Origin of the sequence: Methylophilus sp., from assembly GCF_052437885.1 — a bacterium.
Lineage (GTDB): Bacteria > Pseudomonadota > Gammaproteobacteria > Burkholderiales > Methylophilaceae > Methylophilus.
Window position 1 is genome coordinate 86,804 of record NZ_JBQVPB010000012.1, and the last position, 10,163, is coordinate 96,966.

The 10,163-nt window shown below is 51.9% G+C and carries 9 protein-coding genes; 3 read left to right on the plus strand and 6 right to left on the minus strand.

The window, feature by feature from the left end; all coding sequences use genetic code 11:
- The first annotated feature begins 12 nt into the window (after positions 1-12).
- Entirely contained in the window at positions 13-753 is a 741-nt protein-coding gene (locus tag ACT6RZ_RS12435; protein WP_444702414.1) for a matrixin family metalloprotease, read from the plus strand.
- Positions 750-1,688: a PEP-CTERM sorting domain-containing protein gene (locus ACT6RZ_RS12440; protein ID WP_444702415.1), complete on the plus strand. Its 939-nt coding sequence runs from the start codon at positions 750-752 to the stop codon at positions 1,686-1,688. The genes ACT6RZ_RS12435 and ACT6RZ_RS12440 overlap by 4 nt, the downstream gene beginning before the upstream one ends.
- 77 nt (positions 1,689-1,765) lie before the next feature.
- On the opposite strand, the gene ACT6RZ_RS12445 is transcribed toward ACT6RZ_RS12440, so the two are convergent.
- From ACT6RZ_RS12445 to ACT6RZ_RS12465, 5 genes are all read right to left on the minus strand, one after another.
- Positions 1,766-4,123, minus strand: a complete 2,358-nt coding sequence (locus ACT6RZ_RS12445) for a TonB-dependent receptor domain-containing protein (protein ID WP_444702416.1) — start codon at positions 4,121-4,123, stop codon at positions 1,766-1,768.
- A gap of 85 nt (positions 4,124-4,208) precedes the next feature.
- Entirely contained in the window at positions 4,209-4,865 is a 657-nt protein-coding gene (locus tag ACT6RZ_RS12450) for a PEP-CTERM sorting domain-containing protein (RefSeq protein ID WP_444702417.1), read from the minus strand.
- 238 nt (positions 4,866-5,103) lie between these two features.
- Positions 5,104-6,033 (minus strand): PEP-CTERM sorting domain-containing protein, encoded by a 930-nt coding sequence (locus tag ACT6RZ_RS12455; protein ID WP_444702418.1) that lies wholly within the window; start codon positions 6,031-6,033, stop codon positions 5,104-5,106.
- Positions 6,034-6,414: 381 nt separating this feature from the next.
- A complete protein-coding gene (locus ACT6RZ_RS12460) occupies positions 6,415-6,615 on the minus strand; it encodes a hypothetical protein (RefSeq protein ID WP_444702419.1) in 201 nt (66 codons plus the stop codon).
- Positions 6,616-6,876: 261 nt separating this feature from the next.
- Positions 6,877-7,500, minus strand: a complete 624-nt coding sequence (locus ACT6RZ_RS12465) for a glutathione S-transferase N-terminal domain-containing protein (RefSeq protein ID WP_444702420.1) — start codon at positions 7,498-7,500, stop codon at positions 6,877-6,879.
- A gap of 152 nt (positions 7,501-7,652) precedes the next feature.
- Between ACT6RZ_RS12465 and nadC the strand changes: the two genes are divergently transcribed.
- Entirely contained in the window at positions 7,653-8,525 is an 873-nt protein-coding gene (gene nadC / locus ACT6RZ_RS12470; RefSeq protein WP_444702428.1) for a carboxylating nicotinate-nucleotide diphosphorylase, read from the plus strand.
- A 1,043-nt stretch (positions 8,526-9,568) separates the two neighbouring features.
- On the opposite strand, the gene ACT6RZ_RS12475 is transcribed toward nadC, so the two are convergent.
- A partial coding sequence (locus ACT6RZ_RS12475; protein ID WP_444702421.1) for an autotransporter domain-containing protein occupies positions 9,569-10,163 on the minus strand: 595 nt, incomplete at its 5' end.

Sequence of the window (10,163 nt, forward strand, 5' to 3'; positions counted from 1 at the left end):
AGAGGATGAAGCATGTTCAAGCATTTACATCGCGCCTCGTTACTCGCCTGCCTGGTATCGAGTAACGCATGGGCCGGTTATTACCCCATGTATGCGAGTTGGGATCAACCAGATGGCCTGGGTTCGGCGATCACGCTGACCTACAGTTATAGCAATCTGCTGGCTGGCGGCATAGTCGATGCCAGCGGACAATCTTTTTCGGCAGCGACACTGCGCAGCGCCTTTGAGCAGGCGTTCACTGATTACGCGTCTATCCTGCCCATACACTTCGTTGAAGTGGCGGATAAAGGCCCGTTGCCGGAAACAGGCGAATATGACCCGACCGGCCTGGCAGATATCAGGATAGGTGTAGTCGCCAATATCCGCGATGCCAATGCCTATGCTTATTTCCCGCAAGATACCGAAACCAGTGGCCTGGCCGGTGACGTGATATTCAATGGCCAGCGTTTTGGTTATGGCTGGAGCCCGGTTTTATTCTATGCGGTCGCGCAGCATGAGCTGGGCCACTCGCTAGGCATGGGCCATTACGTGGAATCTGAGGGCGCAGTGAATGCGGCATCAGCCGACTCTGCTTATAGTGGGCCTGTTTTTCCTTTAAATAGCCTGATGATCAGCGCGCTGCAAACTGTGTATGGCGCAGGTACCGGCTCCGTGACACCGCTATCAGCGACAGCAGTGCCGGAACCAGGCAGCTGGGCATTGTTGCTGGCAGGCTTATCCACCTTGTTATTGAGCGGAAGAAGAAAATCATGAAAAAACTGCACATTCTGCTGGTTGCGGCAGGATTACTTGCCGCCCTGCCGGCACACGCACTGACTATCACATTTGACTATACTTACGATAGCAGAGGCTTCTTCACCGACCTTGCCACGGGCACACCGCTGCTTGAGCGCAGAGCTATCCTTGATCAGGCGGCTTCCTTTTACAGCGGGTTCACAGACTCACTGACGGCAATCGCGCCACAGGCAGGCGACAGCTGGTCGGTACAAATGACACACCCCAGCCTGGCTGGTGCGGCTGTCACTTTAAACAACCTCAACATAGCGGCAGACACACTGCGTATTTATGTAGGCGGTTCCAGCTCGGCACCCGGCGTATTAGGCTTCGCCAACACTGGTTACAACCTGGTTGCCACCGGCTCAGATGCATTTGTAGACGCAGTGACTACACGCGGGCAAGCGAATACCACTGGGCCTGCCGCAACAGATTATGCGGTCTGGGGCGGGATGATCTGGTTCAATGCTGCCCATGACTGGTACTTTGGTAGTGATACCAGCGGCTTGACGGCTGGCCGCCCGGATTTTCTCACCACTGCCACCCACGAGATCGGGCATATCCTTGGTTTTGGCGAAGCAGACTCATGGCAGGCACAAATCGAAAATGGCTATTTCACGGGCGCAGCGTCGGTTGCAAGCTATGGTGGTGCAGTCCCGGTCGACCAGTACGGCAGCCATTGGGCAGCAGGTGTTTCCAGCACCTATGACGGCAGCCCTCAGGGCACACTGATGGACCCAAGCACGGTCAGGGGCCAGCGTGAATTGCCGACGGCACTGGATTACGCAGCGTTTAAAGATATTGGGTGGCAAGTGCAGGCCACAGCCGTACCAGAACCAGAGAGTGTTGTTTTGCTGGTGGCCGGCATAGGCTTGATCAGCTTGGCTGCACGCCGCAGGCAAGCTGCAGCGTAAAATGCACGCATGAAAAAGCCCCGGTAGTCGCCGGGGCTTTTTTTATCTGCTGAATAAAAGTCTGAAGACTATAGAGCTTAATAAGTCAGATCGACCATAAACTTGACGTTACGGCCTGGCGCAAATAAACCTATGCCGCCAAAAGTACCATCCAGGTTATACAACTCATTCTTCAGGTTTTCGCCTATCAGTCTGAATGTCACTTGCTCGCTGGCTTTCCAGCGCGCGCCCACATTCCATAACTCATAACCGTCCTGCACCCCGAATCGGTATGGGCTAGTCAGAGTACCATTACCGCTGACAATAATGTCCCGGTCTGAAACGCGTCTGTAGGTCAGATTGACATCCAGATTCTTGGTCAGCTCGGTGCCTATATTGATATTGAAAGCGTTGCCAGGTGCGGTAAACAGCGGAGCACTCACCAGATCCTGATGACCAGTCACTATCTCACCTTTGATTCGGGAGTAGCCTGCACGCGCATACCATCCTTTGTATTGCAAAAAGCTCTCGATCTCGACACCATTTCTACGCTCCCATCCATCCTGCGTCACCCGCCCATCATCCTCACCCAATGATGAGAGCAACCTTGAAGTATGAATGTGATAGAAATTGAGCTTGCCAGAGAACCATACATCAGAGCCTAACAGATGTGGATTCTGATAACTGACCCCGGCTTCGGTCGACTCTGACAACTGCGGCTTGTAGTAATCACCACAGATCTGTGACGGTCTTCCCTGTGTAGGCATGAACGGTGACCGGCAAAAACCGAATGGGCCCTGTGTGAAATACTCATCGATCAAAGGTGGCCTAAAGCCTTGCCCATAATTACTGTAAAGCGTCAGCTTCTCGGGATCTTTTCTATCAAAAAAATCGTAGGCCAAGCCTAAACTCCAGGTTTCCTGTTTAAACTCGATCTCACTGGCCTGGCCAAAGGGGCTCAATAGCCTCAACGTGCCACCCTCAGCTTCCACCTTATATTTATCGATCCGGTATCCAGGGATCACACTCACCTGACCGATCTCTAATTTGGACTGTAGATAAAGCGCATGAAAGGTTTTGGTGCCTGAAGGCACAGCCGGGTTGAAACCACCGACCGGGCTGAGCACAGGGTTATCAAACACACGGGTGACATCGCGGTGACTATAATTATATTGATAGCCAGTGAGTAATGAGGCATTGAAAAAACCCTTCTCGGCGAAGATCATCTCATTGCTGACATCAACCGTTCTGGTTTTAAAGTTATAGGTATCAGTCGCATTGCCTTTACATCTGTTGGTCTGGCTGGGGTCAGGCGTGTATACGATGCCGACGCAGCCCGCAGGGTCAGCCTGGTTCACAACATTAGAAAGGCCGGGGGGCACAAAGTCCTGCACATCGGAATGACCGGCACCTACAATCGCCTTAAGATTCACCCATCGGTTAGGATTGTATTTCAGGGTTTCAGACCAGGTGAGGTCATCCACAGAACGGATCACATAGCCAAAGAAACCAGGCGTTGCCGAGTTGACATCATATTGCTGCAGCCCCGAATCCTCGAATTTGACGATAGAAGTCACCAGCTGCAGGTCTTCAGTGGGGAACAAGCTGAATTTCAACAGATGCGAAACCGACTGCATGGCGGAGTTTGCAAGTTTAGAGCCATCGCCCAAGGTGATATTGTTGGCATCACGGTTTGAATAGTTATACAGGATATCGACACGCTCATCAGGTCTGGCGAACAGCAAATAGGAGCGTGAATACTCGTCACTGTTATTGCCATAACCAAATTTGGCTTTGGCACCATATTTCTGGCCTGGTCTCAAAAAATCCTCGGCGTCTTTGGTATTGGCAATAACAGTACCGCCTAATGACCCTGAGCCGCTGGCGATCTGCGGCCCACGCTGTATCTCTATGCTTTTCAATAGCTCAGGCTCAATAAAAGTGCCGCCCATGCGATATTTTTCAAAGCCCTTGGGGACGCCATCCACTTTGACCAGCACATCTTCATTGTCTGCATAACCGCGAATATTGAAAGACATGCCACTGGGGCGCGGGCCACCGTTGATGGACACGCCGGGGGCGGATCTCACCGCATCAAAGATGTTACTTGGCTGACTACGCTGCAACTGATCAGAGGTGATAGTCGTGATAGGCAGTGTGCGGTTGATACCAGAATCTTCAATGACCCTTTTATCTTTGACAGACACTTCGGGCAAGGTCTCAACCTTGTCTGCTTCAGCCTGCTTGTCTGTAGACGTTTGGGGCTTTTCTGCCACAGCTGGCGAGAGTGTGTTCACCGCTTTATTTTCCGTAGCGTCTGCTGCGGTATCTTCTGCCGCGGCTACAGGTTGCGCCAGTATGCATAAAGCTGCCAAAACAACCAGCCCGCACAGCCACATGCCTGGGATGTTTTTTGTTTTTGTGTATCGCCAGTAATCGTCAGGGCTTGCCAACATGGAGTGTTTTACTTATTCAATTAAATATTCAGGTAAAACAAAAGGGCCATAAAAGCCCCTTTGTTATTAAAGCTGCTAACCTAAATTAGGCTTTTTTGGAAGAACGACGTGCAACAAATGCCATCAGACCCAGGCCCAGTGCCATCAGACTGAATGATTCAGGTTCTGGTACTGCTGCTACTGGCACAGAAACTGTCGCCAATGCCACTTGATCCAGACTCATGTGAGGGCCGATCGCGGCAAAGTTGAATGTGTACAGGCTAGCGGCTGAAACATCTTCCCATTTCCAGTACACTTCTTGCGCAGCGCCGCCGAATGGACCGCCTGCAGCGCCACCATCCCACACCACTGAAGTGGCTGAAGCACCATTCAGAGTAGCGGTAGTGCTGGCAACTTCACCAATGGTGCCTATACGCAGATAAACATCGAACAAACCAGTCGTCGCGCCACCACCCAGAGTTGCAGTGAATGTTGTGGTGCCAGTAAAGCTGTAGATGTTGCCACCCAGGCCGCCACCAGTCACAAACCCGTTGCCGGATGTTTCACGCAAAGAAGCAGCAGTCGCACCACTGAAACCGGCATCCGGAGTCGTGTCATTGACTGTTTCGATAGCACTCCACTGTGCAAATGAGGCAGTCGTCTCACTGCCCCATGGGGTTGCAGAGTTCCAGGTAGCCGCTGCAGCAAATGCAGAACCACTGAATGCCATACCTAAAGCGATAACCAAAGCTGATAATTTCATTTTATAAATCTCCTCTTAAGACGCATGAGTCCCTTCCTCTTGAAGGTGATACGCCATATACCTCAAAAATAAGCCTCACGGTCTCACACCGTTGAGTATTCAATTTCCATGCGTTTGCTGCATGGACAAACACCTTTACCGCTTATGTGAGCCAGCTGCGGCTTGCGGAGGATGCCTGGTGCGCGATAAAGACCCCTGGTGTAGACAGGCCCTTTATCGCTCAACCCAGGCTTAAGTCTTAAACCTGACGGCGGCGTGCTGCAAAACCGATCAAGCCCAATCCGGCAAGGATCATGGCATATGACTCTGGCTCAGGCACTGCTGTCACTGCGACCACTTGATTGAACACATCGCTCTGTGTCAGGCGGGCTGCGTAAGTCTGGCTGTGTGCAACAACATCGAAAGACACATTGAATGATGAGATATTGCTGTAACCGCTCAGATCCCACTGGAATGCATACAGATTGATGTAGACAGGCTCTTCGGTACCGCCAGCGGTGGTGGTGCCGTTCTCGCCCTTGGTCGTCAGTTCGGCCCAGTTGGCAGTCAGCTGCGTGGTTGTGTTATTGCTGAAAGTCAGGTTCAGCGTAGGGAAGTAGTTAGTCACTTCTAAAGCACCAGCTGCATGCGTTGAAGCGCCACCAACTGTGGTTGTATTGCCCACGGTAGGCTGATAGAAATCGTAACCATTGGCACCACCGATTTCGAGCTGGAACACCACATTGGCCAGATTATCTACTGGCGCAGTTTCAAACACGCCCAGTTTGCCGCCGTTAAGATTGAAAGCACCGCTGATAGAGCCAGCATAAAGGCTATCGCTAGCTGGGGAAGCGCCACCTGTGGCACCATTGTTCACTTTTCTGAAAGTCGCTGAATTGTCAGCGTCAGATTTAACCTGTGACACTACATTAGGCAGTGGTGCAAAGCCTGGGAAGCTACCACCAGGAATACCAGCGATAGTGACAGACTGACCATCTACTGTTTTAGTTTTGGAAGTGGCGCTCAGGTTGTACCAGCCGTCATCCTTTGTATTACCATCCAGAGCCTTGGCGACCGGGATAGCATCCTGAATGCCAGTAGGAAGCGCAGCGAATGCTGGCGCGATATTCAGGCTGAATGCAGCCAGCGCAGCGATGGTGAGTGGTTTAAAACTTATTTCTTTAATCATTGCCTTCTCCATAGTAAGTACGGGCACAAGCCCATTAATCCAGCCACCCCCCTTCTCCTAGTTAGAGGTAGCCGGCATGCTCGTTTGCAGCAGATGCTGTTCGGCAGGACATCAGCCCTGCCGATAAACGAATCTTTTTTAATGTCTTGTTGAGTACTTGATCGAAGGCGAGACCATGCTTATGTATAAAGCATGAATACCACGTAGAAACCCAGAGAAACCCAGGTAGAAAAACATGGTGCCATGGATAATGCCGTTGACCCTTCCTCATGAAGGCGCTGTCAGGCGAACTACTCAACTTAACATTTCCACGGCCCCATGCCGTCGGAATTTTTTGGGGAGATATCCCCGGGTTAAAACAAATGACTAGCTGAGGTGGCGTTATTTGCTCTCAACTAATTCTGCAGCAGGCTGAAAGTCCACTACAAATCGATACTGCTTACCGCAATCAATAATGACTTCTTTCTGACCGCGCTTTAAAAGACGTATATCCACTCTAATGCTGCCAAAACCGTCATGCGCTATCAGCTCATCGACTAATTCAAGCAATCTTTTTTTTACTGGCATGCTGGCATCTGACATGAATGATTTACCACTGATGAACACATTATTTGTTAAATGATAACAATTATCATTTGGATTATCAATGCAAATCAGGGAACTTATTGTAATCAATAGAACTTTTTACAACAATTAACGTTTGAGGTTGTTAGTGCTTGTTTGGAAAGGCAAAATTGAAGAATCAAACCTGAAATTCTGCCAGGTGCGATCGCGGTTTTGGCCGTAAAAGTGAGTGAGGGGTTTAGCGCGAAGCTAGCGTTTGTGGCACGAAAAGCCGTTTGATCAGGGCTGCGGCATGGTCTGCTTAAAGCTGGGGCGCTTGATCAGCACGCCATAATGTTTGGCCAGGCTGGGAAACTTCTCCTGCCAGTATTTACCTTCCAGCTGCGTACTCTTGAAGCGCAGGTCAATGTAACCCAGGGTGGTGCCCAGGGCGATATCGGCCAGGCTGAATGTCTCGTTGACACACCATTTTTTCTTGAGCAGGTCGTTATCCAGTGCGGTCAGGCCGGCAATGACTTTCGCCATCTGCTTCTGTATCCATGCGCCAGACTGTAACGACTCTGCCTTGCGCTGCTCCTGCATCACTGCCACTGCGGCATCACAGACACCATCCGCCAGCGCCTCCCAGCGACGCACCCTGATCTTGGCCAGATGGTCCTGCGGGATCAGGTGGGCGACCGGCGTCCTATGATCCAGGTATTCGACGATCACACGCGAATCGTAGAGCGCTTCGCCATCATCCAGCACCAGCACAGGTACTTTACCCAAGGGGTTATATTGACTCACCGGGCAATCAGGGTCCGAGAGCACCACACTGGTCAATGTCAGGTCCACATGTTTTTCGATAGCGACAATGCGAACCTTACGTGCATAAGGACTGTTTACCGTATATAAAAGCTGCATAGTGAGTTAACCAGAGTGAATGGAGATAGTTTGTTGGGAAAATAGCCAGTAACGAAATACTGCTGTTTTTCGGTCGCTATTTATTATAATAGCTTTTGGCATGGGCTTAGAATGGTCACATGCAGAATTTTACAAATCATGCAGATACCCTGATGGCACAATCTACGCTTTATTCAACCTTGCCCGCCTACCTGAATGCCAGTTTGATCGCAGAGCAGGTCAAAACAACACTTGCCGAAGACATAGGCAAAGGCGACCTCACTGCTGCACTGATACCGGCCGGTACCCGCGCCTCAGCCACCATCATCAGCCGTGTAGCAGCCACCATTTGTGGCTGCGCCTGGGTACAGCAGTGTTTTGAGCAACTGGACCCTGGCATCAGCCTGGACTGGCAGGTCAATGACGGCGACCACGTGCAAGCCAACCAGCCACTGGTGGTGATCAATGGCGACGCGCGCGCCATGCTCAGCGCCGAGCGCCCGGCCTTAAACTTTTTACAGACGCTGTCAGCCGTTGCCACCCACACCCGCCACTATGCAGATGCCATTAGCGGCTTGCCGGCCAAGATACTGGACACCCGCAAGACCTTGCCCGGGCTGAGGCTGGCACAAAAATATGCAGTACTCACCGGTGGTGGCGCCAATCAGCGCCTCGCGCTGTATGACGGCATACTCATCAAAGAAAACCATATTGCTGCCGCCGGCTCCATTGCCGCCGTGCTGCAAGCAGCTTTTGCATTGCAGCAGACCAATAATATTCAGATCGAAGTCGAAAATCTGGATGAGTTACAACAAGCCCTGACTGCTGGCGCAAAAAGCATACTGCTGGATAACTTCAGCCTGGATGATTTACGCCAGGCGGTCAAGATCAACGACAGCCGCGCCCTGCTGGAAGCCTCAGGCAATGTAGACCTGAGTAGCGTGCGCGCGATCGCAGAAACCGGCGTTGACCGGATCTCGATCGGTGGTTTGACCAAACATATACAGGCGATCGATTTAAGCATGCGCATACAGATGTCGCTATAGCTTTAAAGGTGCTAAGCGCCCTGAATACAAACCCGTTTAACCAACATCTCAACGTGGTGGTATTAAACGGGTCCTTATCTGACGCGCCGCGTCGCGCAGTCAGCGTGGGAGAGTTCCGCAGCTACGCCTATATAGACGCCGCCATAAGCTGCGTAAACGCGGCTGGGGGCGGCAAATAACAGCGTTTAAAAAACCATCGCGAGCTATGCTCTTGCGGTGACTTTCTAATTGGTATTTGTTTTGATGGTTCGGTGCTCTGTTTCGGCATTTTATTTCGCCTCTAGGCGAGTTACTTTTCTTTGCTTGCCCAAAGAAAACGTAACCAAAAGAAATGCACCCTAGCTTCCGCTTGTTTCCTGCGTTGCTCGTCAGCGTGGGCGTCCAACGAAACTCGCCCTAGCGGCTTGCACAAGACGCAAGCCACCGCGGAACTCGAACAGACGCTGGCCGACCCCTCCCACGCTGACTGCGCTACTCGGCGCGTCAGATAGGGGCCCATTAAAACCCACCACGATGACACAATGATTGAACTCAAGGGGCAGAGGGCGCTAAGCACCTGTGTCATCCAAGACCAACCCGCCAACCATCTTTCTGCTTTGCTTTTGATTTGTTTATTGCGCTGGTCGAGCGGGATGCAATGCAAGAGTCTCACCTCACTAACCGCGTAGTGTCTTTCCGGGTCCCCTATCTGACGCGCCGAGTAGCGGAGTCAAAATAAGGAGAAAGGGAGCGACTGTCTGAGCTCCGCGGTGGCCTGCGTCTTGTGCAGGCCGCTAGGGCGAGTTTCGTGACCGCTTATTTTGATGAGCAACGCAGGAAACAAGCGGAAGCTAGGGTGCCCTTTCTTTTGGTGTCTTTTCTTTGGGCACGCAAAGAAAAGACACTCGCCGAGGGGCGAAATAAAGTGCTGAAATAGAGCGCAAAACTATCCAAAGAAGTCATCCAAAGAATCACCGATTAGAACCTAACAACAAGTGCTTCATTCAACTAGCGCATTCGTACTACACGGGAAGAAGCTGGCTCCTCCCCGTCCAACCCATCGCTTACATATCCCAACGCAAATGCAACTGTGCCGTCATGCTCTCCAGCTCGCCCTGCGAGATCGCCTTCTGGTAGCTCATGCTGCCCGCCAGGCTCAGGCCATTCTTGAACATCAGGCGGCTAGCCAGCCCTACTTGCAGGCTGGTGCTGGCAAAATCGGCCTCTACCCGGCTTTGCGCTGCTGGCGTGCTGAAACGCACGCGCTGTTCGCCTTCACTGCGGTGCCACACGTTGAACAAGCCTTCTGTCACCCACGGCAAGCTGGCTTGTTTATCTTCCCATGCCAGTCTGGCCCCTAGCCTGCTCAGCACGCTATTGTCGCTATCCAGACTGGCCTTGGTCTCTCCAGACAGGTGCAGGTCTTTGTAGTCCTGTACCTGGTAGATCAGTTGCGCCTGTGGCTCAAAGGTCATGCTTTGGTTGAGCGGGATTGGCAGGCCTGCCTGTACGCTGGCAGCGACGCCATTGCTCTTGAGCGTGGCGTGATCGCCACTGCTGATGCTGCCTTTGCCATGGTTCACCTGCAAGGCAGTCTTGAGGTAAACCCCTTTCGGCAGTTGGCTGTGCAGGTATACGCCGCCCAGGTAGGTGGTCTGG

Excerpts from the sequence above, each read along its gene's own strand:
- ACT6RZ_RS12435 (WP_444702414.1), top strand. The coding sequence starts at position 13 with ATGTTCAAGCATTTACATCGCGCCTCGTTACTCGCCTGCCTGGTATCG.
- ACT6RZ_RS12440 (WP_444702415.1), top strand. The coding sequence starts at position 750 with ATGAAAAAACTGCACATTCTGCTGGTTGCGGCAGGATTACTTGCCGCC.
- ACT6RZ_RS12445 (WP_444702416.1), bottom strand. The coding sequence starts at position 4,123 with ATGTTGGCAAGCCCTGACGATTACTGGCGATACACAAAAACAAAAAAC.
- ACT6RZ_RS12450 (WP_444702417.1), bottom strand. The coding sequence starts at position 4,865 with ATGAAATTATCAGCTTTGGTTATCGCTTTAGGTATGGCATTCAGTGGT.
- ACT6RZ_RS12455 (WP_444702418.1), bottom strand. The coding sequence starts at position 6,033 with ATGATTAAAGAAATAAGTTTTAAACCACTCACCATCGCTGCGCTGGCT.
- ACT6RZ_RS12460 (WP_444702419.1), bottom strand. The coding sequence starts at position 6,615 with ATGTCAGATGCCAGCATGCCAGTAAAAAAAAGATTGCTTGAATTAGTC.
- ACT6RZ_RS12465 (WP_444702420.1), bottom strand. The coding sequence starts at position 7,500 with ATGCAGCTTTTATATACGGTAAACAGTCCTTATGCACGTAAGGTTCGC.
- nadC (WP_444702428.1), top strand. The coding sequence starts at position 7,653 with ATGGCACAATCTACGCTTTATTCAACCTTGCCCGCCTACCTGAATGCC.